Annotated in this window: 15 protein-coding genes; 7 read left to right on the forward strand and 8 right to left on the reverse strand. The window is 38.1% G+C overall.

Going from position 1 to position 16,864, the window contains the following annotated elements; translation table 11 throughout:
- Nucleotides 1-7: 7 nt before the first annotated feature.
- On the reverse strand, nucleotides 8-1,156 hold the full coding sequence (locus ACYT32_RS06145) for an NAD(P)-dependent malic enzyme (protein WP_395265173.1): 1,149 nt from the start codon (nucleotides 1,154-1,156) through the stop codon (nucleotides 8-10).
- Between the two features lie 173 nt (nucleotides 1,157-1,329).
- Between ACYT32_RS06145 and ACYT32_RS06150 the strand changes: the two genes are divergently transcribed.
- A complete protein-coding gene (locus ACYT32_RS06150) occupies nucleotides 1,330-2,274 on the forward strand; it encodes a sugar-binding transcriptional regulator (protein ID WP_395265175.1) in 945 nt (314 codons plus the stop codon).
- Nucleotides 2,275-2,987: 713 nt separating this feature from the next.
- Here ACYT32_RS06150 and brnQ read toward each other — a convergent pair.
- The 4 genes from brnQ to ACYT32_RS06170 all read right to left on the reverse strand — a co-directional run bounded on the left by brnQ (nucleotide 2,988) and on the right by ACYT32_RS06170 (nucleotide 8,888).
- Nucleotides 2,988-4,328 carry a branched-chain amino acid transport system II carrier protein gene (gene brnQ, locus ACYT32_RS06155; protein WP_395265176.1) on the reverse strand — a complete coding sequence of 447 codons (1,341 nt, stop codon included), beginning with the start codon at nucleotides 4,326-4,328 and terminating at the stop codon, nucleotides 2,988-2,990.
- Between the two features lie 136 nt (nucleotides 4,329-4,464).
- A complete protein-coding gene (locus tag ACYT32_RS06160) occupies nucleotides 4,465-5,463 on the reverse strand; it encodes a glycoside hydrolase family 73 protein (protein ID WP_395265177.1) in 999 nt (332 codons plus the stop codon).
- A 394-nt stretch (nucleotides 5,464-5,857) separates the two neighbouring features.
- Entirely contained in the window at nucleotides 5,858-7,435 is a 1,578-nt protein-coding gene (locus ACYT32_RS06165) for a peptide chain release factor 3 (RefSeq protein ID WP_395265178.1), read from the reverse strand.
- A gap of 97 nt (nucleotides 7,436-7,532) precedes the next feature.
- Nucleotides 7,533-8,888 carry a hemolysin family protein gene (locus tag ACYT32_RS06170; protein ID WP_395265179.1) on the reverse strand — a complete coding sequence of 452 codons (1,356 nt, stop codon included), beginning with the start codon at nucleotides 8,886-8,888 and terminating at the stop codon, nucleotides 7,533-7,535.
- A gap of 129 nt (nucleotides 8,889-9,017) precedes the next feature.
- Between ACYT32_RS06170 and ACYT32_RS06175 the strand changes: the two genes are divergently transcribed.
- The 6 genes from ACYT32_RS06175 (at nucleotide 9,018) to ACYT32_RS06200 (ending at nucleotide 13,809) form a co-directional block, all read left to right on the forward strand.
- Nucleotides 9,018-9,479: a hypothetical protein gene (locus ACYT32_RS06175; RefSeq protein WP_395265180.1), complete on the forward strand. Its 462-nt coding sequence runs from the start codon at nucleotides 9,018-9,020 to the stop codon at nucleotides 9,477-9,479.
- Nucleotides 9,480-9,735: 256 nt separating this feature from the next.
- Entirely contained in the window at nucleotides 9,736-10,530 is a 795-nt protein-coding gene (locus tag ACYT32_RS06180; RefSeq protein WP_395265181.1) for a homoserine O-acetyltransferase/O-succinyltransferase family protein, read from the forward strand.
- Nucleotides 10,531-10,542: 12 nt separating this feature from the next.
- Nucleotides 10,543-11,466 carry a cysteine synthase A gene (cysK, locus tag ACYT32_RS06185; RefSeq protein WP_395265182.1) on the forward strand — a complete coding sequence of 308 codons (924 nt, stop codon included), beginning with the start codon at nucleotides 10,543-10,545 and terminating at the stop codon, nucleotides 11,464-11,466.
- Between the two features lie 78 nt (nucleotides 11,467-11,544).
- The gene (locus ACYT32_RS06190; RefSeq protein WP_395265183.1) at nucleotides 11,545-12,327 is read left to right on the forward strand and encodes a transporter substrate-binding domain-containing protein; all 783 of its coding nucleotides are present in this window, start codon (nucleotides 11,545-11,547) and stop codon (nucleotides 12,325-12,327) included.
- 31 nt (nucleotides 12,328-12,358) lie between these two features.
- Nucleotides 12,359-13,054, forward strand: coding sequence for an amino acid ABC transporter permease (locus ACYT32_RS06195; RefSeq protein ID WP_395265184.1), 696 nt, complete (start codon nucleotides 12,359-12,361; stop codon nucleotides 13,052-13,054).
- Entirely contained in the window at nucleotides 13,054-13,809 is a 756-nt protein-coding gene (locus ACYT32_RS06200; RefSeq protein WP_395265185.1) for an amino acid ABC transporter ATP-binding protein, read from the forward strand. Before ACYT32_RS06195 ends, ACYT32_RS06200 begins: the two co-directional genes overlap by 1 nt.
- A 22-nt stretch (nucleotides 13,810-13,831) precedes the next feature.
- Here ACYT32_RS06200 and ACYT32_RS06205 read toward each other — a convergent pair whose 3' ends face one another.
- From ACYT32_RS06205 to recX, 3 genes are all read right to left on the reverse strand, one after another.
- Nucleotides 13,832-14,227, reverse strand: a complete 396-nt coding sequence (locus ACYT32_RS06205; protein WP_395265186.1) for a hypothetical protein — start codon at nucleotides 14,225-14,227, stop codon at nucleotides 13,832-13,834.
- A 173-nt stretch (nucleotides 14,228-14,400) separates the two neighbouring features.
- Nucleotides 14,401-14,934, reverse strand: coding sequence for a nucleoside tri-diphosphate phosphatase (gene ntdP, locus ACYT32_RS06210; protein ID WP_395265187.1), 534 nt, complete (start codon nucleotides 14,932-14,934; stop codon nucleotides 14,401-14,403).
- Between the two features lie 1,113 nt (nucleotides 14,935-16,047).
- On the reverse strand, nucleotides 16,048-16,821 hold the full coding sequence (recX, locus tag ACYT32_RS06215) for a recombination regulator RecX (protein ID WP_395265188.1): 774 nt from the start codon (nucleotides 16,819-16,821) through the stop codon (nucleotides 16,048-16,050).
- Between the last annotated feature and the right edge of the window lie 43 nt (nucleotides 16,822-16,864).

A 16,864-nucleotide genomic window follows, 5' to 3' on the forward strand; every position in this document is an offset into this window, starting at 1 on the left:
TCATAATTTAATCCTCACTTCTCACAAAGTTTGTTACAGCGTCTGAAACTGTTTTAACAACATTTTTATCAAAAACTCTGGGAATAATTTTTTCGGGTGTTGGTTCAGCAATCATATTAGCCAAGCTTTCAGCCACACTAGCTTCAACTTCTGCACTGAAATGTTCCACGTGATTCTGCAACAAGCCTCTGAATAAGCCTGGGAAAGCCAAGATATTATTAACTTGGTTAGGATGTTGTGAACTACCTGTGGCAATAACTTTACTTCCTGCTGCCTTTGCCAAATCTGGTTCGATCTCGGGCTTGGGATTAGCTAGTGCAAAAATAATTCCATCATTCATCGAAGCAACCATTTCAGAAGTAACAATTCCACCTACGGACAAGCCAACGAAAGCGTCAGCTCCATTCATTGCTTCAGCCAATGTTTTAGCATCCGTTTGATAGTTGATCTTCTTCATCAATTCAAATTGATAACTATTCAAACTAGTTGCTTCACTATCAATGACACCTTTTTGATCAACTAAAATTAACTTCTTGATACCATATTTGTATAATAGTTCCGCAGTAGCTAAACCAGATGCTCCAACTCCGTTAATAACAACCTTTAGGTCCGACAAGTTTTTATTAACGACTTTAGCTGCATTGATCAAACCTGCCAAGACTACAATCGCTGTCCCCTCTTGATCATCATGATAAACGGGAATATCAAGTTTTTGAGCGAGCTTTCTTTCAATCTCAAAACACTTTGGTGCGGCAATGTCTTCCAAATGAATCCCGGCAAAACTCTTGCTGATGTTGACAATTGTTTGCACGAATTCATCCACATCAACTTGGTCGACTGCCAAAGGAATGGCATTTACATTGGCTAAACGTTTATAAAGCAAAGCCTTACCTTCAATCACAGGTAAACTTCCTTGGGGACCAATATTACCTAAGCCTAAAACTGCTGAACCGTCAGAAATGATTGCTACTAATTTTCCACTGACAGTATATTTTTGAGCAAGTTCATGGTCCTTCGCAATAATCTTACTGATCTCTGCGACCCCTGGCGTATACGCTTCGCCAAGTTCCTCCATAGTTGAAACCGGTAATTCTCCGTCAATTTGTAAAACGCCGGTATGAGCCTGATGTATTTTTTTGATTAATTCTTTGTCCATAAACGTCGCCCCTTTTTAAATTTTTAAAAATATCGCTTTATATTTAATATTTTTCAAAGCAAATGATACGCTTTTTTTCAAATATTGTAAATACTTTCACATATTTCACAAACTTTTAAAATTGAAATACCTATCCAAATAAGGTAACTTATATATATCAAAGGAGAGTCGCTATGCCACAGGAAGAAAGTACTTCATTATTAGTTGACCTGGCTCAGGACTATTATTTAAACCATTTGAACCTTGGCGATATTGCAAAAAAATACAATATCAGCCGTTACAAAATTTCAAAATATTTAACTGAAGCGGTCGACAAAAAGATTGTTACAATTAGTATAAGTTCACCTTTTTCACGAAGTAACGATTTGGAAAATCGTCTCAAGACCCATTTCCCTAATCCCAACTTTTATGTTTTAAAAAATACCGAAGATATTGCACATGAGAACGATCGGTTTTATTCATTCGCAGCAAAATATCTTCAAGATTTAATTGAGGGCAAAAAAATAATCGGTCTCACCTGGGGAGACACGATTTATAATGTGATCGATTCATTTCAAAGTACTGCCAAAGACAATATGGTCTTCACCCAATTTATCGGTGAAAACGGAAAGCATAACTCTTTGGCTGGTACTATGCGGATGGTTCAAAAAGTTGCAACCCGTTATAACGGAAAGTATCTTACGATCGACGCCCCACTTTATATCGTCAATGAAGATGTCAGACGATTATTAGCCTTGGAGCCAGCCATTAAGCCGAGTTTAGCTACAGCTAAACAATTGGATCTAATTTTCACTAGTGTGGGGACATTAGATTCGATCAACAGTATCGACTCTTGGAATACGAGCAAAGATGTTCTGTTTCCCAAAGTTAATCCCAATTCTATTGCGGCACTGGTTTATGGTCGGCCAATCGACAAAGACGGTCATCAACTGATTAGACCGGAAGATGACAAGGTTTTTGGGATAACTCTTGCTCAAGTTCTAGAAGTTCCCACTCGAGTTGGTATTGTTAATGATAAGTTTAAGTCATCGGCGCTAAAGGCTGCTCTATTGGGGGATTATTTCACTGATATTATTTTGAATGAACCCACTGCTAACAAGATTTTATCCGAACTATAATCTTGATTGGTGTGGAGTAGTATGGTGGATGGTTCACTGCCGGCTTCCGTTCGGCTCCGAGGGGTCTGGAACGCCATGGGCATCGCTTTGAACCAATTGAAGTGCGCAATTGTTTCAAAGTCGAGCCTTGTTCTAAGTGCGCTTCGCCCACTAAGAACAATTTCATGGCTTAGACCCCTCAGAGCTCTCACTACAGCCTAGAATATTAAAACATGTTTGGATATCCCTCAAGTGAACAAGTTCAAGGGCAATAGCAAGTTCAAAGGCTAAAGATTAAGGTCAAGAACTTAAAACTTTAAAAGATAAAATGAATTAATGCCTTTAAATGAACTAATATCTTTAATAGAAATTAAAAAAATGTATTGAATTGATATAAAAATAAGTCAATTCAATACATTTTTTTGTCTTGCTTTTTATCTTTTGCTCTTAAGCACCAAGGTTTTCCAGCTTCCACTCCTACCAAGCTAAATAAGGAACGTAGGATTCATATATATATCACAAAAAAATAAAATATGCAGTAACCCTAGTCAGGAGCGGAAGTTCTGGGGGATATCAGTGGTGAAATTTTACTTAATTGGCGGTTTTTGCCAATTTAGTAAAAGGTCGAGCTTGAAGACCGTCAGCTTGCTGAGGGGTTCCAAGTCGGCCCACCACGTTCCATATCCCCCAGAACTGGAGCGGATGACGGCAGTGAACCCATTACCCTGTATACTTCAAAACTCCCCCTTAGAAAACTTACTAATTACCACTCCAATAATCAGTCCAATTAACGCTGGAACAACCCAGCCTAAACTCATAGTGGCTAATGGCAAATGATTATTCCACAACAAAACTTGATGAACTAGATTGTTGCTGTGCAAGTTCTTAGGTAGAGCGTTGATACCGGCAAATAATGCGGGCACAACGGTAAATAATGCTGTCAGGCCAAAAACTACTTTAGACTCACCAACTATTGGTTTCATAACTGCAATCAATATCAAAATCATTGCCATTGGATAGAGGAACATCAACACGGGTGTTGAATAATTGATCAATTTTGTTAAGCCGATATTGGCTACTAAAAATGACAAGCCGGTGGCTACAGTTAAAACTATCTGATAATTAAATTTGGGAAACATTTCGGTAGCTGTTTCTCCAAAGGCTGAAGCTAAGCCTATTGAGGTTTTTAAACAAGCAATGATTGCAATTAATGCCAACAGAACGCTTCCGAATGAACCGAAGTAATAGTGGAATACTTGCGCCAAGGTGATTCCTCCATTGGCAGCCAGTGGTAGTTTATTGACGCTCATTGTTCCAATCAAGGCTAAAAAGGTATAGATTACTCCCATCAAAATTACGCTGATCAAACCAGATTTAATCGTATCTTTTGCAATCTGACTAGGATTTTTTACTCCTAATGACTTAATCGTATCGATCACTACTACGCCAAAAGCTAATGAAGCTAAGGCGTCCATCGTATTATACCCTTCGGTAAAACCTGTCAGTACTGGATTATTGGCGTACTGTCCTTGTGGCAATGAGTTAAGATTCCCCATCGGTTTGACAAAAGCGGCTACAACTAAAATTCCTAACAAAATTAAGAAGATCGGCGTTAACCACTTACCGACATAAGTCATCAACTTGCTTGGTTTCCTCGCTAAGAGAAAAGTAATTAAGAAAAAGATTGCCGAAAAGATCAAGAGCACAAAATTCTGTTGTTTTGGGGCAACAAAAGGAGCAATACCTAATTGAAATGAGATTGTAGCTAATCGAGGAATCGCAAATAATGGTCCCATAGTTAAGTACAATAAAATTGTAAAGACATAAGCAAATGGTCGGTTAACTTTTCCAGCCAAATCAAAGACACTATTACTACCCGTCAATCCCATACTGGCGACACCTAGTAGCGGTAAACCGACTCCCGTGATCAAAAGACCAATGATGGCTAATAAAACATTGCTTCCTGCTTGTTGACCTAAAAAGACTGGAAAAATTAAATTACCAGCTCCAAAGAAAAGTCCAAAGAGCATGGAGCCAATAAAAAATAGATTTTTCCAAGTTAATTTTTCATTCATGTATATTTCTCTCTCATTCAAAAAAAGTCCATCTAATAATAATAAGGGAGTCCGTAAAATTGAACAACTATTTTTACAAAAAAAATACGCACTTCCAAAGATTGGAAAATGCGCATCTCTCATTTCTTAAAAAATATTAAGCTAAATATGTGTCTTCAACCCATTCGTTTGTAGCAACACGGTAGTATGTGTGACCATTGTAAGATCTTGTTTGATCAGTATACCAAGGTGTGTTGTTAGCTAAACCACGGTTAGCAACATCTTTAGCTGAACCATCACTACCAAAAGCTACCAACTTAACATATCCAGCGTTTGGATTATTAACTTTGATAACATTGTTGTTAGTTTGTGATCCACCATTTGTTTCAGCATTGCCATCGTATTGAGTCAAATTGTAAGTTTGAATCAAGTTGTTCAATGATGAAGCATAGTTAGGTGCTGTAGCATATCTACCTTGCAACCAAGCAGTAGCATCTTTATAAGACTTAGTATTTTCTACCCAAGTCCCCTTGTAGTAACTTGAATCCCATGAAACGCCGTTACGCAACTTATCACCGTTATCAGCAAATGATTCATAGTAACTAGGATACTTTCTGAAGTTAGCATAAATCGTGTACCAACCTTGAGTTGAACTCCATTCTGAAGTTGGCATTGTAACGTAGGCACCGTTATAGTCACCCTTAATACCAAATAAGTTATGTCCTTGTGTAGCTAGAGTTGATGTACCCCATCCACTTTCAAGAATAGCTTGTGCCAACATAACTGATGTATATAAGCCATATTGTGAAGCAGCTTTTTGAGCCATTGGAACGGCTTGATTCAAAAAGGCTTGTTGTTGAGCTGAAGTTGCACCAGTAGCGGCTTGAATAATTGCAGAAGTGTTTAAAGCATTGTTAACTGACTCACTAGCAGCTTGCACAGTTGCTGAGTTAGCAACAGTAGTATCAGCTTTTTTAACTTGAGAACCAGCGATGACTGTATTATTGTCTTGAGATTTATTATTCACTTGTTCGGTACTTGAAGTTGCCGGAGAATCAGCGTCATTAGTTGTTGCAGCTGACACTACGGATGGTGTAGCGGTTGCAGCTAGAGTACCAAGTACTAAAGCACTTGTTAATAGATTTTTTTTAGACATAGAATAGTTTCCCCTTAATAAATAATCTAGTTATAGACTACTATTTAAAAAAAGCACTTTCAATAAAACCTGGAAATTGTAACAAGAATTAAACATTCGAAAATAAATTGTAATTTTTTGTTGCTTGACATTAAGAATTTCTTAAGATTCTAAAGTTTTCTAAATATTTAAACAGCCAAAAAAGTCCATATTGAATATTTTTTAACAAAATAAACAATTTATCGGCAACGAACGTAAGCTAAATAAACGGTAGTAATTACTTCTTTTCAATTCCAACAAGCCCCTAACTGCTTGTTTACCGGTTTTATTGAGTGTGATTTCGCCTCCTTTTTTCGTGAGCTTTTACACTACCACTAAAATTTTACAATAAAAAAAACCGCCATTCAGCGATTTCCTATAATTTTGAAGTTAACTTAACATCTGGATATTTGTTGGCAAACCAATTTTCCGCAAACTTGTTTTCAAATAAGAATAAAGGATTATCATCCATATCTTTAACCAACATATTACGAGTCGATGACATTGATTGATCCAATTGTTCAGGATCGACCCAACGTGCAATTCGTGAACCGATCGGCTTCATCACGACGTCACAATTATATTCGTTCTTCATTCTAAATTGGAAGACTTCAAATTGCAGTTGACCAACAGCACCTAAGATATAGTCATTAGTTGTATATTTCTTATAAAGTTGAACGGCACCTTCTTGTACCAATTGTTGCATCCCTTTATGGAATGACTTCTGTTTCATGACATTCTTAGCTTGAACTTCCATAAACATTTCAGGCGTAAATTGTGGTAAGTCTTCAAATTGAACTGCTTTCTTACCTGTATAAATCGTATCGCCAATCTGGAAATTACCAGTATCGTACAAACCAACAATATCACCGGCTACAGCTGTTTTAACGGTTTCTCTTTGGTCTGACATAAATTCAGTAGCGTTATTCAAACGCATTACCTTACCAGTTCTTTGTAAAGTAACATCCATGCCGCGAACGAATTCGCCAGAACAAATTCTAACAAAAGCAATTCTATCTCGATGATTAGGATTCATATTAGCTTGAATTTTAAAGACAAAGGCTGAGAACTCTGGATCATCAGGTTTAACGACTTCTTCACTGTCTTTTTGCTTATGTTCACTAGGAGCTGGCGCCATGTCCAAGAAAGTATTCAAGAAGGTTTCGACACCAAAATTAGTCAAGGCTGAGCCGAAGAAAACTGGTGTTTGATCACCAGCTTGAATTTTACTCAAATCAAACTTATTACCGGCTTCTTTAATCAGATCAACTTCACCCAAAGCTTGTTCATAGACACCCTCATCCTTGATTGGATTATCTTCTGCCAATTGTCCTTCATCATCTAATGGCAAGAAACGATCATCACCATCTTTACGATAAAATTCCAAGCGGTTGTTATGAATATCATATAAACCTTTGAGTTCCTTACCCATACCGATAGGCCAATTCATAGCACAGCCTTCGATATTGAGCAATTCTTCTAGTTCAGCGATCAAATCAAGCGGGTCACGACCATCACGGTCCAATTTATTCATAAAAGTAAAAATAGGAATGCCACGTTTTTTAACAACTTTGAATAATTTCTTAGTCTGAGGCTCGATACCTTTAGCTGAGTCAATGACCATGACTGCGGCATCAACTGCCATCAAAGTCCGATAAGTATCTTCTGAGAAATCCTCATGTCCTGGGGTATCCAAGATATTAATATCTTTATTTCGATAGTGAAATTGCATCACAGAACTCGTTACAGAAATACCACGTTTCTTTTCGATTTCCATCCAGTCACTGGTAGCAAATTGACCTGACTTTTTAGCTTTAACCGTACCAGCAGAACGAATAACTCCACCAAAGTAAAGCATTTGTTCAGTAATTGTTGTTTTACCAGCATCCGGGTGAGAGATGATGGCGAAGGTTCTACGTTTGTTAACTTCTTGCTCTAATTGTTTTTGATCCATTTTGAACCGTTGTGCTCCTTTTTCAATCTATATTAAGTTGGCCTTTTTAACCAAGAATATTTATAACCTTATTTCCTCGAAAAAAAAGAAATACACTTTAGTATTTCTTCTTGTACATGTTAGTAGTTACATTTTTAAGCTTACTATCAGGGACTGTCACGATCACATTTTCAATTCTTGAACCGTTCAGCTCCCCAGAAGTCAAGACAATTCCATCATTTAATGTAAACGACTGCGGATGTCTAGCGTCGGGAATTTCACCGAGGTTCATAATCAAGTAACCAGCAATCGTATCCACATCTTCAACGTGAATGTCTTCTTCAAATAATTCATCAAAATCTTCAATTGTCATCAAACCAACGACCGAGAATTTATTTGAACCTAATCGTTGGAAATTCTTTGTGACGGGATCGTACTCGTCGTCGATTTCACCAACAATCTCTTCTAAGACATCTTCGATTGTTGCTAAACCAACGATTCCCCCATACTCGTCCACGACCATTGCAATCTGAGTCTGCGTACTGCGCATCTTTAATAATAAACTATCGATGCTAGTAGCTTCAGGAACGAAGAGTGGTTCTTTCATGATCGAATTCAAATTGATCTTGTCAAAGCCGACTTCACGCGAACGTTTCAACAAATCTTTGATATGAACGATTCCGATGACATTATCTTTGTCACCACCATAAACGGGAATTCTCGAATAAGGCTGACTTAGAATCTCATCGATATTGTCATCAACTGGTTCGTTAATATCGATCATAAAAGTATCCGTTCTTGGCACCATGATCTCTCGAGCGGTTTTATCACTAAAACTGATAATTCCTTGCAACATCTGATATTCATCCGAATTGATCGTTCCATTGTTGCGGGACTTTTTCAAAGTTGCAATCATCTCATTACGAGTAATTGAACTGTGCTCTTGGTCAAAATTGATCGGGGTTATTTTCATCAGTCCATTATTTAATTTATCCATTAACCACACAAAAGGTTTCAAAAACCAGTTGGCAAAACTGATAAATGGTTGCGTAAAACTAGCAACTTGAAACGGGCGTTGTAACGCTATCCTCTTCGGATATAAATCACCTAAAACCAGTGTTATAAACGACAAAACAATCGTTATGATAATCACAGCAATCTCACGGCTACCTTGAAAATCCCCAATCAATTTTTCGGTACCTGCACTCAAACTCATTGCTGCACTAGCAGATGATAAGAATCCTGCCACCGTTATAGCGACCTGAATCGCTGACAAATACTTATTTGGCTCACTGATGATCTTTAGAACCTTCTTGGCTCTGCGATTACCATCCTTTGCCTTTTCCTCGACTGACGTCTTATTGAGAGAAACAATCGCCATCTCACCAGCCGCAAAAAAAGCATTTAATATTGTCAAAACAATAATTAAAATCAGCTGTCCGGAAAGCGACGCTCCAGAAGAGTCACCACTCATTTAACTCGCACTCTCTTTCGTATGTAAACTTAAATATAAACAAAACAATTATAACAGGTGTTAATGTATTCAACAATAAACGTTTTTAATGATAGAATAAGACTATCAGTATACAGGGAGTAATCAAAAATGTCTAACAAAAAAATTGCTGTGATCTACGTCTTCTTCTTTATCATCCCATATATTCTCTGCTTATCGATTATTGGGGTTGCATATAACTCTTTGGTCCTACATGCAATTACCTGGCGCATCGTCGTAGGCGGAATTGTAGGTGCTTTTGGTATGTTTGCAGTCAAGGTTATAGCTCAGCGTCCAGTTTTGATCATGTATCGTTCCTCGACTGGTAAAGTGTTAAAAGAGCTGCTCAACTTCTTTATTTTGGAACGGAGCAAAGTTGTTATCGGCGCTAATCTCTTAGTCGACTTCTGTCTCTCAATTGCAAGTATTTATTTGGTTGCCAAGTTTATACCGTTAACAGTTATTTTGGGTCGGACATTGGGATGGCTAGTTTTATTACTCGTAATTTCTTTGACTTTAGCCTCATATATGGAGTTCGAATCACTGTCTATTTACAATGAAAAAAAGAAATAATGCTTGACTTATTAATTTAATAATTGTAAATTTGAGACAACTTAATTGCAGGAGGAATTAGACATGTTGAATTTTAATCAATCACAAGTTGAATCATGTTGTTGTGTAGTAATGAACGAACATTACTATACTTTTTCAGCATGTCTAATCCCACTCAATTGATAATCAAGTAGTTAAACCTAAATTTATCAAGCGAAGTTGACATTAGTCAGCTTCGCTTTTTTTTGTGTTTAGACCACTTAGAAAGGAGTTACTTGTGGAACCTCTTAAAATCGGTATCTTGAATCTGATGCAAAACAAATTGGAAACTATCGATAACTTCCAGTCTTTGTTCGATGATTCAGTTGAATTACATTTTTACTACTCGGCCACTCGTTACGTGAACCGGCATCTCTCATCTGACATCACTGAACAAATGTCACCACTTGATTTAAATGATCTATCAACACTCGATGGTTTTATCGTTACTGGCAGTCCGGTGGAAAAGCTCGCCTTTCCTCAAGTTTCTTACTTTGATGAAATCAATCAGCTTTTAGATAAGCTCGACGAGTTAAACATCCCGCAACTATACGTCTGTTGGGGCGCCATGGCTGCCCTTAATCATTTTTATAAAATAGACAAACGAATTTTACCGCATAAAACATTTGGCATTTTTCAAAACCAAATTCTTTCTCAGTCACCGCTATTAACAAACATCAGTAATAACTTCCCAGCTCCACACGCTCGTTTTGCGGAAATGGATCATCAACAAATCATCGAAGAGCCTAACTTGGAAATATCTGCTGTCAGTAACAACGGCTTGTTAACTTTAGTGGAAGCCAAGAAGCGACATCAAGCTTTTATCTTTTCACATTTGGAATACCAACGAAATGGTTTAGATAATGAATATCATCGTGAACTTAAAAGTCCTAAAGTTAAGCATCCTTTTGCAGCTGCCAATTATTACTCGCCATTAGATCATCGGCCACTCTTTAGTTGGCAGTCAACTCAAAGGGCCTTTTATCAAAACTGGTTACAGACCGTGACTGAACATAAATTAACTACTTGCTAAGGAGAAATTATCATGACTAAAATTGCAAACAATATTACCGAACTAATCGGACAGACACCGCTGGTTAAGCTAAATCACGTTGTACCAGAAGACGCTGCTGACGTATATGTGAAATTAGAATTCTTTAATCCTGGCGGTTCAATCAAAGACCGCATTGCTCTATCCATGATTGAAGCCGCCGAAAAAGCTGGCAAGATCAAGCCGGGAGATACGCTAGTTGAACCCACTTCAGGAAATACAGGCATCGGCTTATCACTGGTTGCTGCGGCTAAAGGTTATCATTTGATTATCACGATGCCTGAAACAATGAGCATCGAACGGCGTAAATTGATGCAAGGGTACGGAACTGAATTGATCCTCACACCAGGTTCAGCGGGTATGAAAGGAGCAATTCAAAAGGCCACTGATTTAGCAAATGAAAATGGCTATTTCATGCCCATGCAGTTTCAAAATCCTGCCAATCCTCAAATCCATGAATTGACGACTGGTCAAGAGATCATCAACGCCTTTGGTGAAACCCCAGTCGATGGCTTTATTGCTGGAGTTGGTACAGGCGGTACCCTTTCTGGTGTTAGCCATGCTCTAAGAAAAGCATATCCTAATATTAAAGTCTATGCTTTGGAGGCAGCGGAATCACCACTACTCAAGGATGGCAAGACTGGTGCCCACAAGATTCAAGGTATCAGTGCGGGATTCATTCCCGATACTCTCGATCAAAAGGCTTACTCCAATATAATAGAAGTAACTAGTGAACAAGCTATCCAAATGGCTCAAACTGTCAGTCAAAAAGAAGGCTTTCTACCAGGGATTTCCAGTGGAGCTAATATCTTTGGAGCTATCGAACTAGCTAAAGAACTAAAAAAAGGTCAAACAGTTGTTACTGTGGCCCCAGATAATGGCGAAAGATATCTTTCAACTGATTTATTTAAGTTTTAGGAGACATATTCTTTCTAACAATCTTTAATTTATGCGAAAATAGACAATGGTAATTTTTTTAAGGGGGATTTATAAAAAATGAAAAAGCGAATTGCTTTAATCTTAACAACACTTGCAGCACTTATCTTGGTCTTAACAGGTTGCTCAAGTAATAAAGCTTCAAGCGACACTAAGACTGACGGTACGTTAACAATTGGACTTGAGGGTACTTATGCTCCATATTCATACCGTGATGATGGTCAATTGAAAGGTTTTGAAGTTGACCTAGGCAAAGATATTGCTAAGAAATTAGGCCTCAAAGCTAAATTTGTCCCAACTAAGTGGGATTCATTGATTGCTGGTTTGAACTCAAACACCTTTGATGTTGTGCTAAACAACGTGGCGGAAAATCCATCACGTCAGAAACATTATATTTTCTCAACACCTTACATTTACTCAAAATCAGTTATCATCACTAAAGATGGTACAGGTATTAACTCCGTCGACGATATCAAAGGCAAGAAGATTGCGGCTGGTACTGGGACAGATAATTACAACCATGCCGAAAAGTTCGGTGCTAAAGTAGTGCCTGCTGCTGATTTCCAAACTGACATGTCAATGATCGACGAAGGACGTGTCGCCGGTGCCTTTAACTCAAAGGAAGCTTTCTTATATTGGAAGAAGAGTCACAAGAGTACTGATTTGAAGTACATCACTATTCCTGATAGCAAACTAGCTCCATCAAAGATTGCTCCTATCTATAATAAGAAGTCAACTCACTTACGTGGCCGTGTAAATAAGGCTATCAAAGAACTTTATAAAGATGGTACAATGAAGAAACTTTCCATCAAGTACTTTGGTGAGGATATTACTAAAAAATAATCGTTAACTCATTAAGGAGGGTTTTTAATTCATGTGGCATATCATCATAACGTCATTACCAGAAATGCTTTCGGCGATGATTCAATATACAATTCCATTAGCCGTCATTTCTTTTATCTTTGGTTTGATCTTAGCCGTATTGACTGCTCTTATCAAATTCATTCAACCAAGCGAAAATAAATTGATCAAGTATCCTTGGATGGTTTTGCGGGCAATTGCTGACTTCTACGTCTGGCTTTTCCGTTCTACTCCACTCTTGGTTCAACTGTTCATCATCTTCTTTGGTTTACCAAATGCCGGTATCCAACTAGCGCCATTCTTAGCAGCTACGATTGGTTTCTCTTTAAATACTGGTGCCTATGCATCAGAAACGATTCGTTCTGCTTTGATGTCAGTTCCTCAGGATCAGTGGGATGCTGCTTTTACATTGAATTTCACGACTAGACAAACATTGATGAAGATCGTGTTGCCACAAGCAGTTAGAATCGCTTTACCTCCACTATCCAATTCCTTTATCGGTTTAGTCAAAGATACTTCTTTGGCCAGTTCCATTACGATTCTGGAAATGTTCCAAGTCAGTCAACAGATCACTGCGAAGAACTTCCAGCCACTGTTGATGTATTCTTTAGCCGCCTTCTTGTATGCCATCATTTGTTCACTTCTCACGCTCTTACAACATTACCTAGAACGTCGTACTTCAAAATACGTTAAAGGAAGTGAAGCTTAATGATTTCATTAAAGAATGTCGTTAAAAAATACAATGGCAAGTCAGTTCTCAAAAATATTTCGGTTGACTTCCCTGATGGCAAAACAACTGTAATCTTGGGACCATCTGGTTCTGGTAAATCAACTTTGTTGCGTTCACTAGATCTCTTAGTTCGACCAGAAAGTGGCACTTTGAGTTTTGAGGACTTGAACTTAGATTACGCTAAACCAGTTTCTAAAAAATTGAGTTTTGATATTCGTAAGAAAACTAGCATGGTTTTCCAAAATTGGAACTTATTCCCTAACTTAACGGTTCTGCAAAATATCACAACCGCACCGCTAACCGTCCTCAAGGCTCCGAAAGCTGAAACAGAGGCCAAGGCAAAGAAACTTTTGCAACAAGTCGGTTTGGCTGAATACGCTGATCGTTATCCTAGCCAGCTATCCGGTGGACAACAACAGCGGATCTCCATCTGTCGAGCTTTGGCAATGGACCCTGAATATATTTTATTAGACGAACCAACTAGTGCCCTCGATCCTGAGCTAGAAACGCAAGTCTTGTTAATTCTGGAAGAATTAAGTAAGATGGACCAGTCGATGATCATCGTTACCCACAATATGCAATTTGCACGATCAGTTGCCGATAAAATTGTCTTTGTGGAAGACGGAGAGATCCTCTTTGAAGGCACACCAGATGAATTTTTCAATCATCCAACCACTAGAATTAGAGATTTCCTTTCAGGAATAACTTTTGATGATAGTACGATCACTAAGTAACTAAAAAAATCCAGCCAACAATTTAACGTTGACTGGATTTTTTGGTGCTGATCAAGAAAAATAACAAGATAATAATTGCCAATGGTAACAGCAAACGCACCATTTCAGACAAGATACTAAATCCTACTAGTCCGACAAAAATTACAAATAGAAACGGTCCAAAACCTAATTCAGCTCGAAAACTGATTACCATATTTTGAACCACCGCATTGCTCTGAATCAAAATCACTAAAAACAAAACTAACCAAATGTTATACCCCAATGCCGACCATGGTTGAGTGGCCAATTTAATGACGAATGCTAAGGTAATTGCCAGATAAGGCACAAAGCCCTTGTCTTTTGACTTCATGCGCGTGTCGCACGCCATCATCAAGGCAACCACGAGTAGCAGGTTAGACAATAAATTATCAATAATCACAATAATTCCCCTTTATTAAAGTCTACCTATTAGTATAACAAGCGACTTTTCCAAGAAATTATTTCTATAGAAAATTTAATTACTTTAAAACATTTTTAGTATACTAATAATTTCGTGAAAATATAAATAAAAAAAAGACCACCTTTGCGGCAGCCTTCTAGGATATAGCAATCCTAATGGTGTGACAGTTCCTTATATCTTTGCATCCAAAGATCAATATAAGCCTGTGAAAACGGCCCTTTACCCTTATCGATCCAATCAATTAAAACGTCGACATTATAATGTAAAATTGTGTCTATTTCTGGTGGATAATTCCACAATTTACTGTGTGCAGCGTATTCATCCACATCCAGCAAGCGCTTCTCCCCATCAGGGAAAACCTTAACATCTAAATCGTAATCAATATATTTGATGGCCTCTTTGTCCAAAGCAAATGGTGTCGCCAAATTGCAGTAATACGAAACCCCGCTGTCTCTTATCATAGCCACGATATTGAACCAATATTTCTTATGAAAGTAGACTAAAGCGGGTTCTCGAGTTACCCAACGACGCCCATCGGCTTCAGTGACAAGAGTATTCTCATTACAACCAATAATTTCGTTCTCACTTGTCTTTAGCACCATTGTTTCACGCCAAGTACGATGTAAATGACCATCATGCTTATAACTCTGGATTGCTACGTAATCCCCTTCTTTAGGAATCTGCATAACATACCAGCTTTCTCTAATACCTAATTCTTATCCAAAAAAATTATAACAGAGCTGTGAAACTAATAAAAGCTATCTTGAGGTTTATTTAGTTTTAAAATTTTTGTGGGGATGGTGTGGAGGCGGTGGTTTTGGTTCACTGCCGTCATCCGCTCCAGTTCTGGGGGATATGGAACGTGGTGGGCCGACTTGGAGCCAAGAAAACCGCTTGTCTTCAAGCTCGACCTTTTACTAAATTGGCATGGTTCGCCAATTAAGTAAAATTTCACCACTGATATCCCCCAGAACTTCCGCTCCTGACTAGGGCCTCTGCATATTTTTTTGTTAATGATATATATGAGGACTCTACATTTTTGACTGTGCTTGGTAGGAGTGGAAGCTGGAAAGCCTTGGTGCTTAAGGGCAAAAGATAAAGGGCAAGACAAAAAAATGTATTGAATTGACTTATTTTTATATCAACTCAATACATTATTTAATTTCTATCAAAGGTATTAATTCATTTTAAGGCACCAGCTAATTTTATCTTTTAGGATTTAAGTTTTTGACTCTAATCTTTAGCCTTTAAACTTGCTTTATCTCTTGAACTTGTTCACTTGAGGGTTAACCAAACATGTTTTAATCCTCTAGGCTGTAGTGAGAGCTCTGAGGGGTCTCAGCCATGAAATTGTTCTTAGTGGGCGAAGCGCACTTAGAACAAGGCTCGACTTTGAAACAATTGCGAACTTCAATTGGTTCAAAGCGATGCCCATGGCGTTCCAGACCCCTCAGAGCCGAACGCAAGCCGGCAGTGAACCATCCACCAAACCATTTAAAATCATCAGTTCATTTTGCTTTTAGGCTTTTAAGTTTTTGACCTTTATATTTTGCTCTTGAACTTGTTCCCTTGAGGGATATCCAAACATGTTTTAACACCCCAGGCTGTAGTGAGAGCTCTGAGGGGTCTCAGCCATGAAATTGTTCTTAGTGGGCGAAGCGCACTTAGAACAAGGCTCGACTTTGAAACAATTGCGAACTTCAATTGGTTCAAAGCGATGCCCATGGCGTTCCAGACCCCTCAGAGCAGAACGTAAGCCGGCAGTGAACCACCCACCAACCAATCAACAATTAAATTCTTTATTTTTCCGAAGAACTAAGAACCTTTTTGATTTCATCAAAATGATAACCTTTGGTCATTAAATAATTAATCAATTTGGCTGGTGTATCATAACGATGCTGAACTTTTTCGACTAACTTGCGTAACTTGGCCAATTCTTCGTCCTCATCTGGCTCCAAATCCAAGCTCTTGATTGCTGCCTCTATCGTTTCATTATCAAAGCCCTTTTGATAAAGGCTCTGGCGAATTTTCGTCAGCATTTGTTTGAATGAAGCTCTTTTTTGTTTTCGGGCTTGTTTCATGGCAAAGTCGGTCGCATTTTCTAATAAGGTATCAGGATTGATCTCAAAGATCTTGTCTTGAATGATGTTTTCGGGGACGCCTTTTTGATGTAATTTTTGCTCAATGATTTTGGGCCCATTAGCCGTTGTTCGTAATTGAGTGTTGATGAAACTAGTTGCGTAACTTGCGTCATCTAAATAATGCAAATCTTCTAGGCGTGCAATTACCTCGTCAACTGCATCACGATGATATTCTTTCTTATATAAGTATTCTTTGATTTCTTTTTTGGTCCGAAGTTGATAGCTTAAATAATTGACGGCATCGCCATAAGCTTTGTTGACGTTCTCGTGGTCTTTGATTTCTTTGATTTGTTGGTCAGTTAATTCGACATCGTTCATCAATCTGAATTCAATCAAAGTCGCCTCAGCAACTGGAAACGCATATTTACCATCAAGATAAACGTTATAACGTCCCTTACGTTTCTGAGCTTGGATTTTCGTTACTTTTGCCAATATAGATTACCTCACCATGTTATACTCTAATATGAGTTTATCG

This window comes from Companilactobacillus sp. FL22-3, from assembly GCF_054881455.1.

What these genes read in the sequence shown, in the direction of transcription:
- ACYT32_RS06145 (WP_395265173.1), bottom strand. Translation starts at nt 1,156, where the DNA reads ATGGACAAAGAATTAATCAAAAAAATACATCAGGCTCATACCGGCGTT.
- ACYT32_RS06150 (WP_395265175.1), top strand. Translation starts at nt 1,330, where the DNA reads ATGCCACAGGAAGAAAGTACTTCATTATTAGTTGACCTGGCTCAGGAC.
- brnQ (WP_395265176.1), bottom strand. Translation starts at nt 4,328, where the DNA reads ATGAATGAAAAATTAACTTGGAAAAATCTATTTTTTATTGGCTCCATG.
- ACYT32_RS06160 (WP_395265177.1), bottom strand. Translation starts at nt 5,463, where the DNA reads ATGTCTAAAAAAAATCTATTAACAAGTGCTTTAGTACTTGGTACTCTA.
- ACYT32_RS06165 (WP_395265178.1), bottom strand. Translation starts at nt 7,435, where the DNA reads ATGGATCAAAAACAATTAGAGCAAGAAGTTAACAAACGTAGAACCTTC.
- ACYT32_RS06170 (WP_395265179.1), bottom strand. Translation starts at nt 8,888, where the DNA reads ATGAGTGGTGACTCTTCTGGAGCGTCGCTTTCCGGACAGCTGATTTTA.
- ACYT32_RS06175 (WP_395265180.1), top strand. Translation starts at nt 9,018, where the DNA reads ATGTCTAACAAAAAAATTGCTGTGATCTACGTCTTCTTCTTTATCATC.
- cysK (WP_395265182.1), top strand. Translation starts at nt 10,543, where the DNA reads ATGACTAAAATTGCAAACAATATTACCGAACTAATCGGACAGACACCG.
- ACYT32_RS06190 (WP_395265183.1), top strand. Translation starts at nt 11,545, where the DNA reads ATGAAAAAGCGAATTGCTTTAATCTTAACAACACTTGCAGCACTTATC.
- ACYT32_RS06195 (WP_395265184.1), top strand. Translation starts at nt 12,359, where the DNA reads ATGTGGCATATCATCATAACGTCATTACCAGAAATGCTTTCGGCGATG.
- ACYT32_RS06200 (WP_395265185.1), top strand. Translation starts at nt 13,054, where the DNA reads ATGATTTCATTAAAGAATGTCGTTAAAAAATACAATGGCAAGTCAGTT.
- ntdP (WP_395265187.1), bottom strand. Translation starts at nt 14,934, where the DNA reads ATGCAGATTCCTAAAGAAGGGGATTACGTAGCAATCCAGAGTTATAAG.